At 58.5% G+C, this 23150-nt stretch carries 18 protein-coding genes and 1 other annotated feature; of the genes, 15 read left to right on the forward strand and 3 right to left on the reverse strand.

Annotated features, from left to right (window positions below):
* The first annotated feature begins 33 nt into the window (after positions 1-33).
* The 9 genes from ACFFT4_RS05080 (at position 34) to asd (ending at position 10910) form a co-directional block, all read left to right on the forward strand.
* Positions 34-1011: a LysR family transcriptional regulator gene (locus tag ACFFT4_RS05080; RefSeq protein ID WP_378045605.1), complete on the forward strand. Its 978-nt coding sequence runs from the start codon at positions 34-36 to the stop codon at positions 1009-1011.
* Positions 1012-1158: 147 nt separating this feature from the next.
* Positions 1159-3438 (forward strand): 5-methyltetrahydropteroyltriglutamate--homocysteine S-methyltransferase, encoded by a 2280-nt coding sequence (metE, locus tag ACFFT4_RS05085; RefSeq protein ID WP_378045606.1) that lies wholly within the window; start codon positions 1159-1161, stop codon positions 3436-3438.
* A 588-nt stretch (positions 3439-4026) separates the two neighbouring features.
* The gene (locus tag ACFFT4_RS05090) at positions 4027-6027 is read left to right on the forward strand and encodes an ABC transporter substrate-binding protein (protein WP_378045607.1); all 2001 of its coding nucleotides are present in this window, start codon (positions 4027-4029) and stop codon (positions 6025-6027) included.
* A 123-nt stretch (positions 6028-6150) separates the two neighbouring features.
* A complete protein-coding gene (locus tag ACFFT4_RS05095) occupies positions 6151-6696 on the forward strand; it encodes an RNA polymerase sigma factor (protein WP_378045609.1) in 546 nt (181 codons plus the stop codon).
* Complete coding sequence (locus ACFFT4_RS05100) at positions 6693-7685, forward strand: hypothetical protein (protein WP_378045611.1); 993 nt, start codon at positions 6693-6695, stop codon at positions 7683-7685. Before ACFFT4_RS05095 ends, ACFFT4_RS05100 begins: the two co-directional genes overlap by 4 nt.
* Before the next feature lie 107 nt (positions 7686-7792).
* Positions 7793-8113 carry a YnfA family protein gene (locus tag ACFFT4_RS05105; protein ID WP_378045938.1) on the forward strand — a complete coding sequence of 107 codons (321 nt, stop codon included), beginning with the start codon at positions 7793-7795 and terminating at the stop codon, positions 8111-8113.
* A gap of 36 nt (positions 8114-8149) precedes the next feature.
* The gene (locus ACFFT4_RS05110; protein WP_378045613.1) at positions 8150-8725 is read left to right on the forward strand and encodes a GNAT family N-acetyltransferase; all 576 of its coding nucleotides are present in this window, start codon (positions 8150-8152) and stop codon (positions 8723-8725) included.
* Between the two features lie 353 nt (positions 8726-9078).
* Entirely contained in the window at positions 9079-9342 is a 264-nt protein-coding gene (locus tag ACFFT4_RS05115; protein WP_372638424.1) for a CD3324 family protein, read from the forward strand.
* A 74-nt stretch (positions 9343-9416) separates the two neighbouring features.
* Positions 9417-9680, forward strand: a binding site (T-box leader).
* 144 nt (positions 9681-9824) lie between these two features.
* On the forward strand, positions 9825-10910 hold the full coding sequence (asd, locus tag ACFFT4_RS05120; protein ID WP_378045616.1) for an aspartate-semialdehyde dehydrogenase: 1086 nt from the start codon (positions 9825-9827) through the stop codon (positions 10908-10910).
* Between the two features lie 469 nt (positions 10911-11379).
* Here asd and ACFFT4_RS05125 read toward each other — a convergent pair whose 3' ends face one another.
* A complete protein-coding gene (locus tag ACFFT4_RS05125; RefSeq protein ID WP_378045618.1) occupies positions 11380-12192 on the reverse strand; it encodes an undecaprenyl-diphosphate phosphatase in 813 nt (270 codons plus the stop codon).
* A gap of 130 nt (positions 12193-12322) precedes the next feature.
* Entirely contained in the window at positions 12323-13201 is an 879-nt protein-coding gene (locus tag ACFFT4_RS05130; protein ID WP_378045940.1) for a LysR family transcriptional regulator, read from the reverse strand.
* A gap of 126 nt (positions 13202-13327) precedes the next feature.
* Between ACFFT4_RS05130 and zwf the strand changes: the two genes are divergently transcribed.
* From zwf to ACFFT4_RS05160, 6 genes are all read left to right on the forward strand, one after another.
* Positions 13328-14830, forward strand: coding sequence for a glucose-6-phosphate dehydrogenase (gene zwf, locus ACFFT4_RS05135; protein ID WP_378045620.1), 1503 nt, complete (start codon positions 13328-13330; stop codon positions 14828-14830).
* Entirely contained in the window at positions 14808-16802 is a 1995-nt protein-coding gene (gene tkt, locus ACFFT4_RS05140; RefSeq protein WP_378045621.1) for a transketolase, read from the forward strand. Before zwf ends, tkt begins: the two co-directional genes overlap by 23 nt.
* A gap of 26 nt (positions 16803-16828) precedes the next feature.
* Positions 16829-17494 (forward strand): fructose-6-phosphate aldolase, encoded by a 666-nt coding sequence (gene fsa, locus ACFFT4_RS05145; RefSeq protein WP_378045623.1) that lies wholly within the window; start codon positions 16829-16831, stop codon positions 17492-17494.
* 73 nt (positions 17495-17567) lie between these two features.
* Positions 17568-18974: an NADP-dependent phosphogluconate dehydrogenase gene (gene gnd / locus ACFFT4_RS05150; RefSeq protein WP_378045624.1), complete on the forward strand. Its 1407-nt coding sequence runs from the start codon at positions 17568-17570 to the stop codon at positions 18972-18974.
* A 449-nt stretch (positions 18975-19423) separates the two neighbouring features.
* Positions 19424-21619 carry an S-layer homology domain-containing protein gene (locus ACFFT4_RS05155; protein ID WP_378045625.1) on the forward strand — a complete coding sequence of 732 codons (2196 nt, stop codon included), beginning with the start codon at positions 19424-19426 and terminating at the stop codon, positions 21617-21619.
* 95 nt (positions 21620-21714) lie between these two features.
* Positions 21715-22467, forward strand: coding sequence for an HAD-IIB family hydrolase (locus ACFFT4_RS05160; RefSeq protein WP_378045627.1), 753 nt, complete (start codon positions 21715-21717; stop codon positions 22465-22467).
* Between the two features lie 67 nt (positions 22468-22534).
* On the opposite strand, the gene ACFFT4_RS05165 is transcribed toward ACFFT4_RS05160, so the two are convergent.
* Positions 22535-23146, reverse strand: coding sequence for an SCO family protein (locus ACFFT4_RS05165; RefSeq protein WP_378045629.1), 612 nt, complete (start codon positions 23144-23146; stop codon positions 22535-22537).
* Between the last annotated feature and the right edge of the window lie 4 nt (positions 23147-23150).

Below are 23150 nucleotides of genomic sequence, written 5' to 3' on the forward strand. Positions count from 1 at the left end.
ACCATCTTTTACCGAGATAGGGGGGAATAGGCTTTGACCCTGCAGCAACTGAAGTACGTCATCGAAGTGGCGAACCGCGGGTCCATTAACGAGGCGGCCAAGCGGCTGTTTATTTCGCAGCCGAGTCTGTCCAACGCGATCAAGGATCTGGAGGAGGAGCTGCAGATCGCCATCTTCGAGCGATCGAACAAGGGTATCTCGCTCTCCAAGGAGGGCGTCGAGTTTCTGAGCTACGCGCGGCAGGTCGTCGAGCAGGCGGAGCTGCTGGAGGGCCGGTATTTGAACGCTAAGCCGTCGCCGCAGCATTTCTCGGTCTCGACTCAGCACTATGCGTTCGCCGTCAACGCCTTCGTCAGTCTCGTCAAGGAGTACGGCCAGGAGGAATACGAGCTGACGCTGCGCGAGACGAAAACCCACGAGATCATCGAGGACGTCGCCACGCTGCGCAGCGAGATTGGCATTTTGTACGTGAACGACTTCAACGGCAAGGTCATTCACAAGCTGCTGAGAAGCGCCAACCTGCAGTTTACGAGCCTGTTCACGGCCAAGCCGCACATTTTCATCAGCATCCACAATCCGCTGGCCAAGCACGACATCGTCACCATCGACCAGCTGCAGGACTATCCGTATCTGTCTTTTGATCAGGGGGAGTACAACTCCTTTCATTTTGCCGAAGAGATATTGAGCACCTTGTCCCGCAAAAAGAGCATTCGCGTCAGCGACCGGGCGACGTTGTTCAACCTGCTGATCGGGCTGAACGGCTATACGATTTCGACGGGGGTGCTGAGCAAGGATCTGAACGGCAACGAGATTATCCCCGTTCCGCTCGACTGCAAAGAGACGATTAACGTCGGCTGGATCTCTCACCGCAATGTGGCGCTGTCCAAGCTCGGAACGGCCTACATCGAAGCTCTGGAGCAGGCGATCGGGCTTGTGAGACGAGGCGTGGATTCGGAAATCGAAGCTGCGGGAGTCGAGATCGAGGGGGGAAGGAGCGGAGACTTGCGGTAAAATTCGCGGAAAGGGGCGGCGGGCAGCGGCCCAGTACGGCTTTCGATATAGCCAAATGCTATAACCAGATATAGGATATGTGAGTTACGCTATACCCGGAATTCCGTGTTATCTTCTACGTAACAACTTGTATAGGAGTGTTACGAGATGGCGCAAAGCAGTATTTTGGGATATCCGCGCATCGGCGCGGACCGGGAATGGAAAAAAGCGCTGGAAGCGTTCTGGGCGGGCAAGCTCGTAGAAGCGGAATTCCAGGCGAAGCTGCAGGAAATTCGTCTGACCCATCTGCAAAAACAGAAGGATAAAGGCATCGACCTGATTCCGGTTAACGACTTCAGCTATTACGATCACGTATTGGATACGGCGACGATGTTCGGCATCGTTCCGAAGCGGTTCGAGTACAACGGCGGCGAGGTTCCGCTGTCCGTCTACTACGGCATCGCCCGGGGCACGAAAGACGCGGCAGCCAGCGAAATGACGAAATGGTTCAACACGAACTACCATTATATCGTCCCTGAGCTGGACGGAGCCAACCCGACGGTTACCGAGAACAAGCCGCTGAAGGCGTATCGCGAAGCGAAGGAGAAGCTCGGCATCGACGGCAAGCCGGTGCTGGTCGGACCGCTGACCTTCCTGAAGCTGTCCAAGGGCTACGACAAAGCGGAGACCGACGCCTGGCTCGACCGGCTGATTCCGCTGTACGTTCAAGTACTGCGGGAGCTGGCGCTCGAAGGCGTGCGCTGGGTGCAGATCGACGAGCCGATCGTCGTGACGAAAATCGACAATGATGACGTTCGCCGTCTGAAATCGATCTACGAGACGTTCGCGGCCGCCGTGCCTCAATTGAACATTTTGCTGCAGACCTACTTCGAATCGGTTGAGCGTTATGCCGATATCGTGGCGCTTCCCGTAAAAGGAATCGGCCTGGACTTCGTTCACGGGTTGGAGGCCAATCTGTCCGCCGTTCGCGAGCACGGCTTCCCGGCGGACAAGGTGTTGGGCGCGGGCGTCATCGACGGCCGCGGCATCTGGAGAGCGTCGCTGGGCGAGAAGCTGGGCGTGCTGGAGCAGCTCGGTCAATCTGTCTCCTCCGACCGTCTGATCGTGCAATCCTCGTGCAGCCTGCTTCACGTTCCGGTTACGGTGGTCGGCGAGACGAAGCTGGCGTCCGAGCTGAAGGGAGCGCTCGCCTTCGCGGACGAGAAGCTGGAGGAGATCGCGCTGCTGACCAAGGGTGCAACCGAGGGCCGGGCGGCGATCGCGAGCGAGCTGGAGAGCAGCGAACGCGCCGTGCAGGCGCTGAGGCAATCGGCGGAGCGCAATCGCGCCGACGTCCAGCAGGCGGTCGCCAAGCTGGGTGCGCAGGAACCCGTGCGTGGCCGTCCGTTCTCCGAGCGCCGGGTTGCGCAGCAGGACAAGTGGCAGCTACCGATTTTCCCGACCACGACGATCGGAAGCTTCCCGCAGTCGGCGGAGGTGCGCAAAGCCCGCCAGCTCTGGCGCAAGGGCGAATGGGACGGAGAACGCTACGCCGCCTTCATCCGCGAGCAGATCGATCTGTGGATCAAGCTGCAGGAGGAGATCGGACTGGACGTGCTTGTGCACGGCGAGTTTGAACGCACGGACATGGTTGAATTTTTCGGCGAGAAGCTGGCCGGCTTCGTCTTTACGCGGAACGGATGGGTGCAGTCGTACGGCTCCCGCTGTGTGAAGCCTCCGGTCATCTACGGAGACGTCGCGTTCGAGCAGGCGATGACCGTCGAGGAGACGAAATACGCGCAATCGCAGACGGCGCGTCCCGTTAAGGGCATGCTGACCGGACCGATCACGATCATGAACTGGTCGTTCGTCCGCGACGACATTCCGCGCGAGCAGATCGCGTATCAGCTTGCCTATGCGCTCAGACAAGAAGTCGAGGCATTGGAGCAGGCGGGTATCGGCATGATTCAAGTCGACGAGCCGGCCGTGCGCGAAGGGCTGCCGCTGAAGGAGAAGGATCAGGCGAATTACTTGGCTTGGGCCGTCAAAGCGTTCCGCATGACGACTTGCACGGTGAAGGACGAGACGCAGGTTCATACGCATATGTGCTACTGCGAATTCCACGACATGATCGATTCGATCGAGGCGATGGACGCGGACGTGATCTCCATCGAGACGTCGCGGAGCCACGGCGAGCTGATCCACAGCTTCGAGGAGAACACCTACAAGCTTGGCATCGGTCTGGGCGTCTACGACATCCACAGCCCGCGCGTGCCGGGAGTGGAAGAGATGAGCGGCATGATCGACCGCGCGCTGCGCGTGCTCGACCCGCAGCTGTTCTGGATCAATCCCGACTGCGGCCTGAAGACGCGCGGCCAGGAAGAGACTGTCGCTTCGCTGCGCAACATGGTCGAAGCGACGCGAATCGCCCGCGCGAAGCACGCCTAAGGTGTTCCATTAAAATTATCGGATCTTCGTTATCTACCCGCGCCGACTGGCGCGGGTTTTCTTTTGTAGAGACCCGGGCGGCAGGATTTATCGTTCTCTGCCTCTTTTGCTGGTATCCCGTTCATTCAGGTTGTCTGAGCCTCATTTTGAATAGGTGTGTAGTGTCTGTTCCCTTCTTATGCCGGTATCCCGTTCAGTCAGGTTGATCGTATCCTGCTTCGAGATTCGGCTACGACCGATTCTTCATTTGTCAGTATCCCGTCAGCTCAGAAATCAGGTTATTACCGTTTAGCGATGGGAAGGGGAGCGGCAAAAGGAGGGATAACGGAAGGCAGCGGGGATTTGAACTGAACGGAAGGGATAGCGGCAAAAGGAGAGATAACGGAAGGCGGCAGGAGTGTGAACTGAACGGAGGGGATAGCGGCAAAAGCAGCAGGAAGCAAAACGGCTGGAGGCAGACGGACGGACTGACGGAAGGGGACAGCATAACGACTTGTCAATGAGAACGGTTATCATCTATGATGGGATTACGGAATAAATCGGTTCGTATTCCGCCGGGAAAGGAAAGGTTCGGGGGCGAGCGAGTTCATGGAATTGGACAACCATATCCGGTTGTGGAATCAAGCGTACGTCGAGCTGATCGATATTCGCGGCATAAAGCTGGAGCGGTCGCGGGAGCTTCGGGATTACCGGCTGCCGGCCAGCTCCTTTCTCTATATCCAGCGGGGGACGGGACGGATTCGTCTGGACGGGGACAGCCATAAAGTCAGAACGCACAATTTGATTCACGGCGGCAAAGGAACGAGCTTAACGGTGGAGGCCGACGAGGAGCTGGCGTACTGCTTGATCCTGTACCGGGCTTCCCCGCCGGTTCCCGCGCGCCGGGATTTCGTCAGGTTGATGGAGGAAGGGAATCCGTTTCAGTTCAGATACGTGTTCGCGCCGCGTTATCCGCTGCGGCTAAGCGACAAAATCGAGCAGATGAGCAGAGGGTGGCAGGAGGCTACCGAGCTGAGCAAGGTTCAAGTAAAGTCGCTGTTTTACCAATTTATTTACGAACTGCTCTGGCAGCTGCACCGGCAGCAAGTCGAGCCGATAAAGCCCGACATGGCGGCGCTGGCGGTACGTTATATCGAGGAGCATTACAGCCGTCCGCTGACGCTGGAGGCGATCGCCAAAGCGCTCGATTACAGCGCGGGACATCTGTCGCGGCTGTTCAAGGCGAAGCTGGCTACGAGTCCCATTCATTTTCTGGGCCGGGTGAGGGCGGCGCGGACGATGCAACTGCTCGTCGAGACGGAGGCGACGCTGCAGGAAATTGCCGAGGCCGTCGGTTTTCCGGATGCGCATTCCTTAAGCAGAAGCTTCAAAAAGCATACCGGAGTTTCTCCGACCTTTTACAGACAGTGCGGCGGCAAGCTGCGGGAAGATCAGGATTTGTCCTCCGGAATGCGAAGATTTGCCGTTTCTCGAATTTCGTCGCTCCCTTATACTGATACTGAAAATCATTATCAACAGATAACGGGGAGAGAGCTTTACATGCAAAAGAGAACCAAACTCGCGGCCATAACCGCCGTACTCAGTCTATCCTTGCTTATGGGGGCGTGCTCGAATTCGAATTCGACCAACACGTCTTCCGAATCCGCGGCGCAGCCGTCCTCAAGCGCCAGCACCGGCGAACCGGCCGCAACGCCGGCCGCTTCGGCCGGCCAACAGCAGGAGCCGCAGCCGACAACCCGGACGATATCGACGCCAAGGGGAGACGTCGTCGTTCCGGCCGAGCCGCAGCGCGTTGCCGCCGATCAGTACATGGGCCACCTGCTCAAGCTGGGCATCGTTCCCGTCGGCGTCCGAACGTTCATGATGGACGAAGGGTGGATGGCGAAGGCGGGGATCGGACAAGAGACGCTGGCAGGCGTCGAAGACCTGGGCGGCTTTCCGATGAACGTGGAGAAGCTGATCGCGCTGGAGCCGGATCTGATTATCGGATCGGTGGAGGCCAGCATCGAAGAGTACGAGAAAATCGGCACCACCGTATTTCTGCCGTACTGGACGGGAGAGACGACCGCGGGACCGCTGGAGAAATTTCGCAGCTTAAGCGATATTTTCGGCAAGCGGGAAGAAGCCGAGCAGTGGATTGCCGAGTACGAGAGGAAGGCCTCGGAGGCGCGGGAGCAAATCAAAGGCATCGTGAAGGACGGAGAGACGGTGTCCGTCGTTCAATTCGCGGACAAGGCCGTCTACGTGCTGGCCGCCGAAGGGGGCAACTACGGCTCCTCCACCATCTACGAAATTCTGCAGCTGCCGCCTACCGACATTGCGAAAAATATGAAGGAAGGCTTCGAGCTGATTTCGGCGGAGATGCTTCCGGAGTATATGGGCGATCATATTTTCGTATATTACGGCGCGAAGGAAGCGACGGACGAAATGATGAACAGCAAGCTGTGGAAGGGGCTGCCCGCCGTTCAGAACAACCAGGTGTACCTCTACGGCGACGATTTCTACGACGAATTCGTCATGGAGGATCCTTATTCGCTGGAGCAGCAGTTGGAGACGATCGTCGGACTGCTCCGAGGCAGCCAGCCCTGAACGAATGAAAGTTCCTCTGCTCAAAAATCGGCTCTTCTCCGCATCGGAGAGAGCCGTTTTTTTCTTGCGGCGCAACGGAACGATTCGGGACGAACCGTTGTCTAATAGGGTGGAGGTGAGGAGATGGACTCCCAGGTTGGGCTGCAGTATTTGGCGCGCAAGGCGACGTTGGACGAGGCGGAGCTGTACGAGCTGATGACCGCGTACGGCGACGACGTCAGGCGGTACGCTTACGCGATAACGAAAAACCGGGAGCAGGCCAAGGATGTGGCGCAGGAAACGTTCCTCAGAGCCTATCGCGGCTTCGGCTCGTTCCAAGGCCGCTCCTCGCTTAAAACATGGCTGTTCTCGATTGCCAGAAACGCGGCGCTCAACGAGATGAAGTCGAGCTACATGCGCCGCATCGTGCTGTTCGAATGGGTCAAGCCGCGAGGGGTCGGAGAATCGGCCGAGACAGAATATTTGGAGGAGCAGTCCGTCCGCGAGATCAGGGAAGCGCTGATGAGCTTGTCGATCAAGCTTCGGGAGGTGCTGCTTCTCTCGCTGGAGCACGGACTGACGATGCCGGAGATCGCCGAACTGCTGCACGTGTCGGAAGGAACGGTCAAGTCCAGAATGCACCGGGCGCGTCAGGCGATGGAGCGCAAACGGAAGGAGATGGAACGATGAGCGGAAATTCGTTGTCCTGGGAGGAACGGGTGAAGCAGGGGCTGTTCCGGGAGGAGAAATTTACGAACGAGATGAAAAATACCGTGCTGCGGGCGGCGGATCGCCGTGTGCGCCGGCGGTTCGGGAAGCGGATCGCCCTTTTGGGGACGCTGCTGGCGTTCTGCGCGGCGGCTTTCCTGCTGCTGTCCCATTTGAGCGGAGATGGCGCCGATACCTATCGCACGGCCGGAGCGACGGGGGAGAGCTTCCCACTGGCGTTTAAGCCGCTTGAGGCTCGGATTCTTCAGCAGGGGGAGACGATTTACGGGGGAGATCCCGGCATTTTGCCCGGTCTGTCCAACACCCACAGCCCGCTGGTGAACACGGGCTACGCCGAGCAGATTTCCCTGTCCGATATCGATCTGATCGAGCAGAAAGAGGTTCCGGGCTTCGGAACGGCTTTTCTGTATACGTTAAAAGAGGGAACGGTGCTGCACGATTCGATCGTGACGAAGGACGAGGCTCTCGGTCTGGCGGTCGACGGGGTCTCTCCCGCAGGCACGCTCTACCATTACGGTACAGGGCACATGTACGGGCTTCAGATGGGCATGACGCGCCTGTTCGGTCAAGAGGTGCTGAAGTTCAACCAGCCTCTCTGCCGAACCGACGGCGAAGGCTGTGCGTGGTACGTGAAGAAGGATGCCAACGGGCTGTCCACCTTTGCCACCTTCAGCTCGCTTGCCTATGAGAGAGACTTGGACGGAGACGGGCGGGAGGAAGCGATTGCCGTTACGCATAAGCAAAATCAAATCTACATTTTCAAAGAGGAACAAGGACGGCTCCTGTGGGCAAGCGTCAGGGACGCGCTGGGAGCGGGTGCCGAAGACGCGATCTCGTACGACGAGCTTCAGGGAACGTTCGAGCTGCACGGGAGGGAGACGGACGGAAGCTTGGCGGTACGCACGTATCGTTACGGAGAGGACAACCGGCTCGCCGAAGTGGTAAAATAAGAGGATCAGGCGGCTGTTTCCCGCAGGGGGAACAGCCTTCGCATGTCGGCGCCGCCGGGCGTTCGGGACGGTTATCGCCGTGACGAGGAAGGGGCATCATCTTGTTTATATCCATTGCAATCTTCGTGCTGGCCGGTCTTGCCGAGATCGGCGGAGGTTATCTGGTATGGCTGTGGCTCAGAGAGGGCAAATCGATCGGGTACGGGATCGCGGGAAGCTTGATTCTGGTGCTGTACGGAATCATCCCGACGCTGCAAAACTTTCCGTCCTTCGGACGGGTTTATGCCGCTTACGGAGGCGTGTTCGTCGTATTGGCCGTTCTGTGGGGCTGGCTCGTCGACAAGAAGACGCCGGACCTGTACGACTGGCTCGGGGCCGCGATCTGCATCGTCGGCGTATCGATCATGCTGTGGGCGCCGAGAAATTGACGGAAGCGAACACCAAGAGAATGGAGACGCCGGCATATGGAGCATCTGACGACGAACGAATGGAATGAGGCCTTGTGGGCGGAGGCGGACGCGATTTACCGGGAGGCTTTTCCCGAACACGGGCGAAAGAGCGAGGCGATCGTCAGGCGCATGTTCGAACGCGGCTTGTGCGCGCTGCACGTATGGCGCATCGAAGGCGAGGCCGCGGCGATGGCGCTGACGTCTTACGACGATCGTTCCGGCCTGCTGGTCGTCGATTACATCGCCGTACGGCAAGCACGGCAAGGTCAAGGGATCGGCCGGCGCTGCGTTTTGCAGCTGCGCGACTGGATCTCCCGTGCGCAGCCGGGCTGCCACGGCATCGTGATCGAGGTCGAAGCGGAGGAGACGGAAGAGAATGCGAGACGGATCTGCTTCTGGCAGAGCGCCGGCTTCCGGCTGACCGATTATGTGCACGCCTACGTCTGGGTTCCCGAGACTTACCGGGCGATGGCGCTCGGCTTCGACGCCGCGTTGCCGCTTACGGACGACGGCCGGGAGCTGTTCAAGACCATTACGCGTTACCATGAGCGCGCCTATCGAAAAACGAAGGGCGGCAGCGATAAAGTTTGATTATAGCCGTTTATTCACTTTTGTCCGCATGCGTTCGGTCGTACAATATAGATGTCGGGCCCGACGAATTTGTTGGAAAGGAGTTGATCGAGTTGATCTACCATCCTGAGGTGATCTCCGTTTAGGCGGGGATTCCAGTTAGGGAAGGAGGCCGCAAGGCCTCCTTTTTTCAACCCATTATAAGCTTGTGGGATAGAGCGAACTTCAATATACTGGAAATACGAACGGCTGCGTTCGAGTTTGTCGTTTGGCCGTCATCATTTTAAAAAGGAGGAGAAAAGAGAATATGGTTAAGGCCTATGCGGAAACAAGCTTATCCATTATCGGGGCGTTAGAATTGAAGGAGGGCCAATTTGATCTACAAAAACGGGAGAGATGTGCTTCCCCCTAGCTTGCTTCGGGAGCTGCAAAACTATGCGGGCGGCGAGCTGATCTATATCCCCAAGCCGAACGAGCGTCGCGCGCGTTGGGGAGAGGTCAGCGGAACGAGGAAGCTGCTGGCGGAGCGCAACAAGGAAATTTGCCGGCTTCATTCGGACGGAATGACGGTCTCCGAGCTTGTGGCCAGGTTCCATCTGTCCGGGGACAGCATTCGCAAAATCATCGTGAAATCTTAAAGCGGTCGTTCACAAAATACTCATGCAAAAATAGCTTTACCTCCGCAGCGTTATTTGATAATATAATCGCAATAACAAATGCGGTGAAGAGAAGAGTAGGTAAAGCCATTCTTTCGCAGAGAGCTCCGGCGGCTGGGAAGGAGCAAAGAAGGCTTTAGCGAAAAAAGACTCCGAGCAGCGCGTCGGAACCTCGCGGACGAGGGGGTGGCGCGACAGGTGCTCCTGTTACAGGGCTAGAGTATAAGCATTGCTTGGCAATGCCGTACTTGAAGAGGCGGATATGGCGACATATCGGCGAATCCGGGGTGGTACCGCGAGCACACAATCTCGTCCCTAAGGCTAAAGTCTTGGGGGTGGGATTTTTTTGTTGAGTACGAGGCGTCGATGCAGACGACACACCAATTCGTCCGTTTTGAATAGGTAGTAGGTATAGGGGATGGCGTTACGCAAAATTCGCGACAAGGAAAGGGATGGCATAGAAAATGGCAAACAAACTGAGAGCAGGCATAGTCGGAGGAACGGGGATGGTGGGCCAGCGGTTCGTGCAGCTGCTCGACGGGCATCCGTGGTTCGAAGTGACGACGATCGCGGCAAGCGCGAGCTCGGCCGGCAAGACGTACGAACAATCGGTGCAAAACCGGTGGAAGCTGTCCACTCCGATTCCGGAAGCGGTGAAAAATATCGTCGTTCTCGACGCTTCCAAGGTGGAAGAGGTCGCTTCGCAGGTCGATTTTATTTTCTGCGCGGTCGATATGAAGAAGGATGAGATCCAGGCGCTCGAGGAAGCTTACGCCAAGACGGGGACGCCGGTCGTCTCCAACAACTCGGCGCACCGCTGGACGCCGGACGTACCGATGGTCATTCCGGAGATTAACCCGGGACATCTGGACGTCATCGCCGCCCAGCGCCGGCGTCTCGGCACCGAGACCGGCTTTATCGCCGTGAAGCCGAACTGCTCGATTCAGAGCTATGTGCCGATGCTGCACGCTTTGTTGGGCTTCAAGCCGACGAAGGTCGTCGCTTCGACGTATCAGGCGATCTCCGGTGCGGGCAAAAATTTCACCGACTGGCCGGAAATGCTCGACAACGTCATCCCGTATATCGGCGGCGAGGAAGAGAAGAGCGAGCAGGAGCCGCTACGCATCTGGGGCAGCGTCGAGGACGGCCGGATCGTGAAGGCGAGTACTCCGCTCATTACGACGCAGTGCATCCGCGTTCCGGTGACGGACGGCCATCTGGCGACCGTATTCGTGTCGTTCGAGAACAAGCCGGAGAAGGAAGAGATTTTGCGGCACTGGCGCGAGTTCCAGGGACGTCCGCAGCAGCTTGGCCTGCCGAGCGCGCCCAAGCAGTTCATTACGTACTTCGAGGAAGAAAACCGGCCGCAGACGAATCTGGATCGCGACATCGAGGGCGGCATGGGCGTATCCGCCGGGCGGCTGCGCGCGGACTCCCTGTACGACTATAAATTCGTCGGCCTGTCGCACAACACGCTGCGCGGAGCCGCGGGCGGCGCTGTTCTGATCGCCGAGCTGCTCAAAGCGGAAGGCTACATCCAGGCGAAGTAAGCCATTGCTCATACTGGGGCTGTCCCTAAGTCACGGCAACCAAAATGATCGATCACAAGATGGGGGATATATCTCCTGTAGAGCGAAGCGCCTGCCTCATACGGTCATGAAATTACCCTGTTACGGGTTAATCAAATCCAAATTTCATGACCGTATCAGCAGCGGAAGGAGATATATCCCCCATGATTATAAATCGATCATTTTTGTTGTTGCCATCTAATGACTTAGGGACAGCCCCTTGAGCCGTGGCTTACAAGCAGAGCTGCTTAAGATAATCGGTAGACAAAGAAGGGGTATGTGCCTCCTGGAGAATGCCTCATACGCTCCTAAAATTACCTTGCAACGGGTTTATCATTCCCATTTTAGGAGCGTATAGCATCGGAAGGAGGTACATACCCCTCACACTTTTATTATCGATTATTTTTCAAAGCAATCTGACTTGCTTATAGACAGCCCCTTGCGCCGTGGCTTACAAGAATATGAGGAATAGGATGCCCGCAACAAAGCAGTAATAAGAGAAATACTTCAAGTTGCCTCTAGCCATAATCCCCATAAACCATCTCATGGAGAAATAAGTCACGACCAGCGTCGTCAGGAAAGCGATAAGATAAGGAATCGCCAGCTGCGAACGATTCGGATCGCCGGCGATGTCGGACGCGCCGAGAACGATGCCGCCTATGCTGATCGGTATGTACAGCATAAAAGAAAACTTCAAAGCCGTTTCCTGCTTCATCCCGACGGCGATCGACGTAATGACGGTCGCGCCCGAACGGCTGATGCCGGGAATCAGCGCGACGGCTTGGGCCAGGCCGACGAGAAGCGCGTCCTTGACCGACAGATCCCCGTCCTGCTTGCGGCCGCGAAGATTGCGAATGAGCCACAGCGCGATGCCCGTCAAGAGCAATCCGACCGATACGGTATGTACCGAAGAGAAAATTTCCTCGATCCGATCCTTGAACAGCGCCGCTACAACAGCGGCCGGCACGGTGCCGATGACGATGTACAGACAGAACAGAAAGTCCGGTTTGAATTCCGCTTTGCGGGTGAGAAGAAAGCGGCCGGCTCCCGAGACCAGCTTAACGATCTCATGACGGAAAATGACGCAAATCGCGATTAAGGATGCCGTGTTCGTCAAAATTTCAAAGCTCAGTCCGTTTTGCTCCAGTCCGAGCAGCTTCTGGGCAATGATCAGATGACCGCTCGACGAGACCGGAATCGGCTCGGTCGCGCCCTGAACGACGCCCAGAAACAAATACTTCAGCCACAGTACGAGTTGTTCCATTCTCCCTCCAAATTCTCTCCTTTATAGAGGCTGTTCGAAAAGCTGCAAACCCGACTTTTTCGAACGCCCATTTTGATATTGTTCATCGTACCCCAATCAAGCGCGCGCTGACAACTCGTCTTTGTACCTGTTATTGAATCATATCCATAAACCGGGTCGTCGCGCTGGACAGCGGCATGTTCCGCTTCGTCATGATCCCGACCTGGGAAGGAGGGATGGTAATGTCCAGCTCGATCTCGAACAGCGAGCCTTCCTCCAGCTCCTTGGACACGAACTCGCGGGTCACGAAGGAGATGCCGAGCCCTCTGCGCGCGAATTCGATCAGCAGATCGACGCTGCCGACCTCGATCTCCGGCTTGATCGTATAGCCGTAGCTTTGGAAGATTTCCGTAATCGTCATCCGGGCCCGGCTGTTGCGGGAAAATAAAATGATCGGCTGCTCGAGCAGCGTATCCAGCGACAGCTTCCTGCCTCTAAGCTCCGCGTACCGCGCTCCCGCGACGAAGCAGTCCTGCAGCTGGAAGCTTTCCCGCACTTCGAGCTGCGGGTCGACGATCGGCATGCGCACGACGCCGAGGTCGATTCTTCCTTCCTTCAGGAACGAGATGACCTCCGGCGTCGTGCCGTGGTTCAGATGCAGCCGGATGCTCGGATACCGCTCGTGAAACTCCTCCAGGTACGGAAGCAAATAGTGCTTAAACAGCGAATCGCTGCCCCCGATTCTCAGCTCGCCGCTCTCCAGGTTTTTGAGGGCGGCCATCTTTTCTTCAGCGAGGGATATAAAGATGTGCGACTGCTCGATGTAAGAATAGAGGATAGCGCCCTCCTGCGTCAGCTCGACCCCCTTGGCCGTCCGGTAAAACAAATTGACGCCAAAACTCGTCTCCAACTGCTTGATCGCATGGCTGACGCTGGGCTGGGTGAGGTACAGCGCTTTGGCCGCCTGCGTCAGGCTGCCCGTTTTCGCTGCCCAATAAAACACCTTGTACAGCTCGAAATTGTTGGTCATAGACATGGTCTATATCTCCTGTTAATTATATTAATTACTTGTATGACCTCTATTCGTATTATAGTGAAACTACGACAGAGTTACCAGTTTTGCGCGGTTATGCGCATTCGGAAGGAGCAGGAGAAGATGGAGTCTGCAACATTCGTACTGTTCGGAGCGACAGGGGATTTGGCGAAAAGAAAAATATACCCTGCTTTGTATAATTTGTTCGTCGACGGGAAACTGCCCGAATCGTTTTCGTTGTTTGGTCTCGGCAGACGGGAGTGGACCGACGAGTCCTTCCAGGCCAACGTCGAGCAATCGGTTCGGCAGTTCTCGCGGCGCGAAGCGAAAAACGACGGATCGCTGGAGCGATTCGTCCGCGCATTCCGCTACAATGTTCTGGACATCGGACGCAAGGAGGATTACGCGAGGCTGCTGGAGCGGATCGAGCAGCGGGAGGACGCACTGGGCGCTCCCCCGAATCGGCTGTTCTACCTGTCCGTCGGACCGGAGTTTTTCGAGACGATTGCGGCCAACATCCTGGAGAGCGGACTCGGTTCCGAGCAGGGCTGGAAGCGGCTCGTCATCGAGAAGCCGTTCGGCCACGACCTGCCCTCCGCCCGCGAGCTGAACCGGAAGCTGAGCCAGACGTTCGCGGAGGAGGAAATTTTCCGCATCGATCACTATCTCGGCAAGCCGATGGTGCAGAAGATGGGGGCGCTGCAGCAGGCCAACCCGGTCATCCAGGCGCTCTGGACGAACCGCTACATCGCCAACGTGCAGATTACGGCCAGCGAGACGGTCGGCGTCGAGGAGCGCGCCGGCTATTACGACCATGTAGGCGCCTTGCGCGACATGTTCCAGAACCATATGCTGCAGCTGCTTATGATGGCGGCGATTCATCTGCCGCACGAGAGCAGCTCCGAGCAGGTGCGCTTCAAGAAGCAGAGAATCATGCAAGCCGTCGTGCCGCTGCAGAAGCAGGACGTCGCGGGGAGCGTCGTGCGGGGCCAATACGCGGCGGGCGCTATCGGAGGCAAACCGGTTGCCGGCTATTCGGCGGAGCCGGGCATCGCCGAAGATTCGACGAACGATACGTTCATCGCCGCCAGATTGGAAATCGACGATATCTACTGGCGCGGAGTGCCGTTCTACATTCGCACCGGCAAGAGAATGAAGGAGAAGAGCACGCGCATCGTCGTCGAATTCAAGGAGCCGCTGCAGCAGCCTACGCAGGGACTCGGCACGCCGAACCTGCTCGTCTTCGAGATCGGTCCGAAGGAAGGCATCCGGCTGCACCTGAACACGAAGGAAGACGGCGAGTTCAAGCCGATGCGCGTCGAGCTGCACGGCAGCCAGGACGACGTTCCCGAAGCGTACGAGAACCTGATTCACGATGCGCTGCGCGGGGACGGCACGTTTTTCGCCCATTGGGACGAGGTCGAGCTGAGCTGGCAATGGGTGCAGCCGATTCTCGACGCCTTCGCCGAAAACCTGGTTCCTCTGCACGCCTACGCGGCCGGCTCCTACGGCCCCGCCGAGTCCGACGAGCTGCTCGCTCGGGACGGCTACCGCTGGTGGTTTGACGAAGAGATTACAACCTCAACAGGAAAAGGAGAACAATATGCCTACAACGCAAACTATTGAACAACTCGCGATCGATACGATCCGCACGCTGTCGATCGACGCCATTAACGCCGCCAACTCCGGACACCCGGGGCTGCCGATGGGAGCGGCCCCGATGGCGTACGCCCTCTGGTCCGAGCATCTGAACCACAACCCGGGCAACGCCAAATGGTTTAACCGCGACCGCTTCGTGCTGTCCGCGGGCCACGGCTCCGCATTGCTGTACAGCCTGCTGCACCTGTCCGGGTACCGCGTATCGCTGGACGACCTGAAGCAGTTCCGCAAGCTGAACAGCAAAACTCCCGGCCACCCGGAATACGGTCATACGGACGGCGTGGATGCGACGACCGGTCCGCTCGGCCAGGGAATCGCGAATGCCGTCGGCATGGCGATGGCCGAGGCGCATCTCGCGGCGAAATTCAACCAGGACGGCTCCCCGATCGTCGATCATTACACGTACGCGCTCGTCGGAGACGGCTGTTTGATGGAGGGGATTTCGTACGAAGCGATGTCGATGGCCGGCCACATGAAGCTGGGCAAGCTAATCGTGCTGTACGATTCCAACGACATTTCCTTGGACGGGGACCTGAACCTGTCGTTCGGGGAAAATATCCGCCAGAGAGCGGAATCGGCGAACTGGCACTACTTGCGCGTGGAGGACGGCAACGATATCGTTAAAATCAGCGAGGCCATCGCAGCCGCCAAGGCAAACGACGCGCAGCCGACGCTGATCGAGGTGCGCACGATTATCGGCTACGGCAGCAAAGCGGCCGGAACGAGCAAGGTGCACGGCAGCCCGCTCGGCAAGGACGAGGCCAAAGCGACGAAACAGGTGTACGGCTGGCCTTACGAGGAAGAGTTTACCGTTCCGGCGGAGGTTAGAGCGCATTTCGAGCAGCTCAAGCAAAACGGCGCGACAAAGGAAGAAGAGTGGAACAAACAACTGGCCGCCTACAAAACGCAGCATCCTTCGCTGGGCCGGGAGCTCGCTCAGGCAATCGACGGCACGGTCGCGATCGACACCACCGACATTTTGACGTTCGACGCCGCGAAGTCGGTATCGACGCGCGTCGCCAGCGGAGAAGCGATCAATCATTACGTGAAATCCGTTCCGGCGATTTTCGGAGGCAGCGCGGATCTGTCCGGTTCGACGATGACCGACATTAAAGGCCAGGGCAAGTTCGCCGTCGATTCCTACGCGGCCCGCAACGTCTACTTCGGCGTGCGCGAGCATGCGATGGGCGCGGCCGGCAACGGCATGGCGCTGCATGGCGGCGTGAAGCCTTTCGTCAGCACGTTCTTCGTCTTCTGCGACTACTTGCGCCCGTCGATCCGGCTTGCCGCGCTGCAGAAGCTGCCGGTGATCTACGTGTTCACCCACGATTCGATCGCCGTCGGGGAAGACGGACCGACGCACGAGCCGGTCGAGCACTTGGCCGCCCTGCGCACGATTCCGGGACTGACGGTCATTCGTCCGAGCGATGCGAACGAGACCGCAAGCGCATGGGCGTATGCGCTGGAGCAGAAGGAAGGCCCGGTCGCCCTTATCCTGAGCCGGCAAAACCTCCCGGTCTACGAGGAGACGAAAGCGAACAAGGAGCAAGTCTCCAAAGGCGCGTACGTACTGACGGAGACGAACGACCGGCCGGACCTCATTCTCATCGGAACCGGCTCAGAGGTTTCTCTGGCGGTTAACGCCAAGGCGGAGCTGGAAAAGGACAATCTGTCCGTGCGCGTCGTCGCGATGCCGAGCCGGGAGCTGTTCGAGCGTCAATCCCAGGACTACAAGGAAAGCGTGCTGCCTCGTACGTCCGCGAAGCGCGTCGCCATCGAAGCCGGCATCTCGCTCGGCTGGGATCGCTACGTCGGGCCGGACGGCATAACGCTGTCGATCGACACGTTCGGCGCTTCCGGTCCGGGCGGCGAAGTGCTGGAATACTTCGGATTTTCGGTCGGTCATGTGGTACGATTGGCAAAGGATTTGCTGAAATAATCCAAATATAACGGAGGTTATCGATCATGAAATTTTTTATCGACACCGCGAATTTGCAGGACATCAGGAAGGCGTACAAAATCGGCGTTCTGTCCGGCGTAACGACGAATCCGTCGCTGGTCGCCAAGGAAGGCGTCAAGTTCGAGGACCGGATCGCGGAAATTTTGCGCGAGGTGCCGGAGGTGGAGTCGGTGTCCGCGGAAGTTACGCCCGATGCGCTCACCGCCGAAGAGATGATCGCCCAAGCCGACGAACTGATCAAGATCAACGATTACGACAAAAACATTACGATCAAGCTGCCGATGACGCTGGCCGGCCTGGAAGCTTGCCGCTACTTGAACAAAAAAGGCGTCAAAACGAACGTAACGCTTATCTTCACGGTGAATCAGGCGCTGCTCGCCGCTCGCGCGGGTGCGACCTACGTGTCTCCGTTCCTCGGCCGCCTGGACGATATTTCGGAGGACGGCGTGCTGTTGGTGACGAAGGTCGCCGAGCTGTTCCGCACGCATAATCTGGACACCCAGATCATCGCCGCTTCCGTTCGCCACCCGGACCACGTGACCCGCGTCGCCATGGCCGGCGCGCATATCGCGACGATTCCGTTCTCCGTCATCGAGCAGATCTCCAAGCACCCGCTGACGGATCAAGGAATGGAGAAATTCGCCGCCGACTGGAAAAAAGCCGTCCAATAAGGACGGTTTTTCCCGGAATGCGGGCTTAATGAGATTAAATATAGATAATGGATAAGATGGGGAGGAACCGGCAATGAGCAAGCAGCAGATCGGCGTCGCCGGCTTGGCCGTCATGGGCAAAAACCTGGCGCTGAACATCGAAAGCAAGGGATTTTCCGTCGCATTATACAATCGTTCTCCGGAGAAGACGAAGGAGCTGCTGGAGGAGGCGAAGGGCAAAAATTTCGTCGGCACCTTCAGCGTCGAGGAATTCGTCGCTTCGCTGGAGACGCCGCGTAAAATTTTGATCATGGTCAAGGCCGGTCAGGCGACGGACGATACGATTAACCAGCTTGTGCCGCACCTGAGCCCCGGGGATATTCTGATCGACGGCGGCAACGCCTATTTCCCGGATACACAGAGAAGAAACAAGGAACTGCAGGAGAAAGGGTTTCGCTTCATCGGCGCAGGCGTGTCCGGCGGCGAAGAGGGCGCGCTTAACGGTCCGGCGATCATGCCGGGCGGCCAGAAGAGCGCGTACGAGCTGGTCGAACCGATTCTGACCGCCATCTCGGCGAAGGTCGACGGCGATCCATGCTGCACTTATATCGGCGAAGAGGGCGCGGGCCACTACGTCAAAATGGTGCACAACGGCATCGAATACGGCGATATGCAGCTGATCGGCGAAGCGTACCATCTGCTGAAGGACGTGCTCGGCGTCGGCACAAGCGAGCTGCACGAGATTTTCGCGGAGTGGAACAACGGCGAGCTGGACAGCTATCTGATCGAGATTACGGCGGACATCTTCTCCAAGAACGATCCGGAGACGGGCAAGCCGATGATCGACGTTATTTTGGATTCGGCCGGGCAGAAGGGCACGGGCAAATGGACGAGCCAAAGCTCGCTCGACCTCGGCGTGCCGCTGTCGATCATTACGGAGTCGGTGTTCGCGCGCTTCATTTCGGCGATGAAGGAAGAGCGCGTCGCCGCCAGCAAAAAGCTGGACGGACCGGTGGTATCCGCTTACGGCGGCGATCGCCGCGAGTTCATCGAAGCGGTCCGCCAGGCGCTGTACGCGAGCAAAATCGCGTCTTACGCGCAAGGCTTCGCGCAGATGAAGGCCGCCTCCGAGGCGTACGGCTGGAACCTGAACTACGGCGGCATCGCGATGATCTTCCGCGGAGGCTGCATTATCCGCGCCAGATTCCTGCAAAACATCAAGGACGCTTACGACCGCAATCCGGAGCTGACCAACCTGCTGCTGGACGACTATTTCGGCGGCGTCGTCAAAAACTATCAAGCGGCATGGCGCAAAGTCGTCGCCGTCGCAGTCGAAAGAGGCATCCCGGTTCCGGCATTCGCCTCCGCGCTGGCGTACTACGACAGCTATCGCACGGAGCGTCTGCCGGCCAACCTGCTGCAGGCGCAGCGCGACTACTTCGGCGCGCATACGTTCCAGCGCGTCGATCGCGAAGGCAGCTTCCACTTCCAGTGGATCTAATCGCTCATCTAAACCCCCTGCAAAGATCCATCGCGATCCTTGCAGGGGGTTTTTCTCTATACACACTCATTCACCCAACCGAAACGAACGCATCGCTCCCCCTAACCCTCTCGACGAAGGGCGGCATTGTCTGTAGGTGACGGTGATGTTCTACAGAATCGGCTATCTCCCACTAAAAAGCCTCGGATTGGCTCGAGATGTTCTACAGAATCGGTTATCTCTCACGGAAAAGCCACGGATTGGCTCGAGATGTTCTACAGAATCGGTTATCTCCCGCGGAAAAGCCACGGATTGGCTCGAGTTGTTCTACAGAATCGGTTATCCCATCGCCTCTAGGGAGGGATCGGTCAGCTTCGGAGAGCCGGATGGGGAAGTTGGGAAAATAGGCGAGGAGCGAAACTATCGGCGGGTTACCTTCGTCCAACTTAAGAGAGGAAGGGGAGAAAACGATGAAACAAGGGTCTGTACATAGTAAAACGAGGTGGATGGTGACGCTGCTGATCGCTTTGGCGGTGGTTGTGCAATCGGCAGGTTCGGCATGGGCGGCAGAGGGTGGAAACGGCGATGCGGGAGAGCGTTCGCCCGGATCGCCAATATTTACGGAAGAGATGGAGAAAGCGCTGGAGAAGGCGGAGCCGCTGCTGTACGCGCAGCTGCCGCAGTCGGATTGGGCGGCGGTTGCTTTGGCTCTGAACGGTAAAGAGGTTCCCGACAGCTATTTGCGGCACAAAGGCGACGAGCTGCTCGACAATCGCGGCAAATACGATAAAGTCAGCGAGCTTACCCGCTCGATGGCTGGCTACGCCGCGGCTGGAGGCGATGTTACCTTTATTGCCGGGCTCGACTTGTATCCGGTGCTGATGAACCATCCGGGCATGGAGGCGGAGGGTGTACCGGGGCTCGCCGTCGCTTATAGGGTGGCGAACCGCTCGATGTCGGGAACGCTGGCGCGTACCGAGTGGTATCCGGACCTGATTTATTACAAGCTGGTCGAACGGCAGGCCAAGGACGGAAGCTGGGCGTTGTCCGACAATGAGGCGGGAACAACCCAAAAGGCGGAGGCAACGGGAAGCGTGACGGCGACATCGCTTGCGTTGACGGCGCTGGCGGAGGGGGCGCCGGACTCGGAGGAGGTTCGCCGCGGGCTGGAGTGGCTGAAGGCGCAGCAGACCGACGACGGCGGCTTCGGCGGCACGTCCGATACGGCGCTGGCCGTAATCGCGTTGTCCGCGCTTCGGATCGACGCCGCGACCTGGACCCGAGCGGACGGAAGCCATCCGCTGCGCGATTTGCTGTCGCGGCAGACGGACGGCGGGCGTTTCGCCCAAGACGGAGACGGCGCGATGAGCTTGACGGAGACGACGCAGGCCTACCTGGCGCTGACCGTTTACAAGCGATTCGCTAACGGCGAGGCGCCGCTGAACGCCATACGGAAGCGGCCGGTCGCCGCGAACGGCGTGAAGGTATCCGTCGAAGGGCCGGAAGGCACGATTGCGCAGGGAAGGGGACAGAGCGGAGAGGGGTTCGCCTCCGCGCTGGCTTTTCTCGATCGGGAAGGCATCGCCTATAAGCTGAATACCGACCCGCAAGGCGGCAAAACGATCGATTCGATCGCCGGTATCGCCGCCGGACGTTACGGAGCCAAAGACGGCTGGAAGCTGGCCGCGCGCAGCAAGCTCGGCACTTGGATGTTCCCCGAGAACTTCCCGGGACTGTCGCTTGCGGACGGAGACGAGCTGCTCGTCTATTACGGCTCGGACAATACCGCCGTGCTCGATATGCTCGTAATCGAGTGGAATTATGAAGGGCAGACGATCGGCGGTTCCCCGATCCCCGCCGGCAAACCGTTCCGAATGGAGGTCAAAAAGGCGAATCGCCAGCTCGGATATTTGGTCGCCCAAGGCGTCACCGTCCGAATCGGCGGACAAACGGCGGTAAGCGACGCGCAAGGGAAGGTGTCGTTCGGCGGCCTGACGCCGGGCGTGTACCGAATCGAGACGACCGCGTACCGGAAAAACGCCGTGCCCACGGTAGCCAAAGGCAGTTTCCCGCTGCATGTCTCCGCGCCGGAGCTGTCCGCCTACAAGGATGAGAAGCAGGTGTCCTCGTGGGCGCGCGACGAGCTGTCGTTTATTTTGCGGGAAGGATATATGGAGGGCGTGGACGCGAAAACGCTGGCTCCGAAGCAGGCGCTGACCCGCGCCCAGTATGTCGTGCTGCTGCTCCGCCTGCTGGAGGAAGCGGCGTTGCCGAAGACGGGGACAACGTTCTCGGACGTAGCGGCAAGCGCGTGGTACAGCGGAGCGTTAGCCAAAGCGGCAAAGCTCGGCATCACCGACCGGTCGTCCGGCGCTTTCGAACCGAACCGCGCGATTACACGCGAAGAAGCGGCGATTATGGCGGCCAATGCCGGCCGCCTCGCCACCTACGGCAGCGCGGAGCGGATGGCGCTCTCCGACATCGGCGGCCTGTCCGCTGCAAGCCGCCAAGCGATCCAGGCGGTATTCGAGCACAGCGTCATGACCGGCAGCGACGGCAAGTTCCATCCGCGGCAGACGCTCGTGCGGGAACAGGCGGCGGCCATTCTGGCCAGGCTTCATGCGGTTCTGTCTCCCTACCATAGCGCTTATTATCCGTTTTCATAACGCAGTCCGCAGCACTTTTTCGCGAAATTCGACACCGGTCCTTCCCATCGCACAGGAAACTGCTAGAATGGGAGAAGCGAAAGGGGAGGACGACGTTGCAGTTTGTTTTCGATGTGGACGGGACGATTTGTTTTCAAGGGAAGCCGTTAAGCGAGCCGATCGTCGCCGCTTTGGACGTTCTGACGCGGCAAGGACACGAGCTTATTTTTGCTTCGGCCAGGCCGATCCGGGATTTGCTGCCGGTGCTGCCGCTCCATATGCGTCAAAACGCGATGGTGGGCGGCAACGGGGCGTTCGCGGCGGCGGAAGGGCGGATCGTGGCCGCCGTTCGTTTCGACGAAGTAACGGCGGAAGCGATTGTTCGGCTTATCCGGAAATACGATGCGGATTATTTGGTCGACAGTACGTGGGACTACGCCTACTCGAGCAGAGCGGACCATCCGATCCGCCGCAATCTCGACCCCGAGCGGCTGGCCCGCAGCCTTCCGTTGGAGCAGATGACGGAGATGGTCAAGGCGGTTTTCCTGAGCAGCTCGGACTTGACGGGACTGACGGAGGAACTGCGCAGGCTGCCGGTCGTTCTCTACCGGCACGGAACGGAGGATGTCGTCGATGTCAGTCCGGGAGGCGCGGATAAGTGGACGGGCTTGCAGGCGCTTAACGTCAAGCCGCGCGGGTTCGTGGCCTTCGGCAACGACGCGAACGATGCGCCGATGTTCAGGCAGGCGTTCCGCTCCGTATGCGTCGGCGATCACGAGGAGCTGCTGACGCTCTCTACGGAGCAGGTCCCGGCAGACGAGAGACTCATCGCCGGGCGAATCCGAGCGCTCGGCGAGCAGCTGGCCTGACCGGCGCAGGTCCCGTTCATGCGAATAAAACTCCGAAACGCTTGTCAGGCGGATCGGAGTTTTATTTTTATTCGTTCAGCAGGCTGGCAATATCCTTCAGCACTTCGTCGTTGTCCATGCCGTCGCCCATTTCGTACACGCGCCGAACCTGCTGCCTGGCGTCGATCAATTGCAGCGAAGTGACGTTATGCACGAATTGGCCGTCGCCCATGTTCATGACGTTGATGCCGTACCGGGAAGCCAGCTCCTTCGTCCCGGCTTCCTCTCCGCGCAGCACCTGCCAGCCGCTCATATCCATGCCCATGCGTTCGGCATATTTTTGCAGCACGTCCGGCGTGTCCCGCTCGGGATCGAACGTGACCGCGACGAACTGCACCTTGCTGCCGAATACGCCCTGCTGTATGAGCTTTTCCTGCAGCTGCACCATTTTGTAGGTCGTTACCGGACAAATGTCGGGACAGCTGGTGAACATAAATTCCATCAGCACGACTTTTCCTTCGTTGTCGCCGGCCCGGATCGGCCGTCCGTCGACGTTCGTCAGCTCGAAAGCCGGGGCGGACTGCACGACCGGAAGAGGGGAGCCGGATTCGTTCGCGCGAAAGACGAAGTAGCCGCCCAAACCGAGCACGAGTACGGCCAGCACAACCGGAAACAAATAGCTTTTCAGCCTGGGATTCATGGAA

This window comes from Cohnella cellulosilytica, assembly GCF_042431195.1.
In the GTDB taxonomy this organism is placed as follows: domain Bacteria; phylum Bacillota; class Bacilli; order Paenibacillales; family Paenibacillaceae; genus Cohnella; species Cohnella cellulosilytica.

What these genes read in the sequence shown, in the direction of transcription:
- metE (WP_378045606.1), top strand. Translation starts at nt 1,159, where the DNA reads ATGGCGCAAAGCAGTATTTTGGGATATCCGCGCATCGGCGCGGACCGG.
- ACFFT4_RS05090 (WP_378045607.1), top strand. Translation starts at nt 4,027, where the DNA reads ATGGAATTGGACAACCATATCCGGTTGTGGAATCAAGCGTACGTCGAG.
- ACFFT4_RS05165 (WP_378045629.1), bottom strand. Translation starts at nt 23,146, where the DNA reads ATGAATCCCAGGCTGAAAAGCTATTTGTTTCCGGTTGTGCTGGCCGTA.
- ACFFT4_RS05130 (WP_378045940.1), bottom strand. Translation starts at nt 13,201, where the DNA reads ATGACCAACAATTTCGAGCTGTACAAGGTGTTTTATTGGGCAGCGAAA.
- ACFFT4_RS05095 (WP_378045609.1), top strand. Translation starts at nt 6,151, where the DNA reads ATGGACTCCCAGGTTGGGCTGCAGTATTTGGCGCGCAAGGCGACGTTG.
- ACFFT4_RS05125 (WP_378045618.1), bottom strand. Translation starts at nt 12,192, where the DNA reads ATGGAACAACTCGTACTGTGGCTGAAGTATTTGTTTCTGGGCGTCGTT.
- ACFFT4_RS05110 (WP_378045613.1), top strand. Translation starts at nt 8,150, where the DNA reads ATGGAGCATCTGACGACGAACGAATGGAATGAGGCCTTGTGGGCGGAG.
- asd (WP_378045616.1), top strand. Translation starts at nt 9,825, where the DNA reads ATGGCAAACAAACTGAGAGCAGGCATAGTCGGAGGAACGGGGATGGTG.
- ACFFT4_RS05100 (WP_378045611.1), top strand. Translation starts at nt 6,693, where the DNA reads ATGAGCGGAAATTCGTTGTCCTGGGAGGAACGGGTGAAGCAGGGGCTG.
- gnd (WP_378045624.1), top strand. Translation starts at nt 17,568, where the DNA reads ATGAGCAAGCAGCAGATCGGCGTCGCCGGCTTGGCCGTCATGGGCAAA.
- fsa (WP_378045623.1), top strand. Translation starts at nt 16,829, where the DNA reads ATGAAATTTTTTATCGACACCGCGAATTTGCAGGACATCAGGAAGGCG.
- tkt (WP_378045621.1), top strand. Translation starts at nt 14,808, where the DNA reads ATGCCTACAACGCAAACTATTGAACAACTCGCGATCGATACGATCCGC.
- zwf (WP_378045620.1), top strand. Translation starts at nt 13,328, where the DNA reads ATGGAGTCTGCAACATTCGTACTGTTCGGAGCGACAGGGGATTTGGCG.
- ACFFT4_RS05155 (WP_378045625.1), top strand. Translation starts at nt 19,424, where the DNA reads ATGAAACAAGGGTCTGTACATAGTAAAACGAGGTGGATGGTGACGCTG.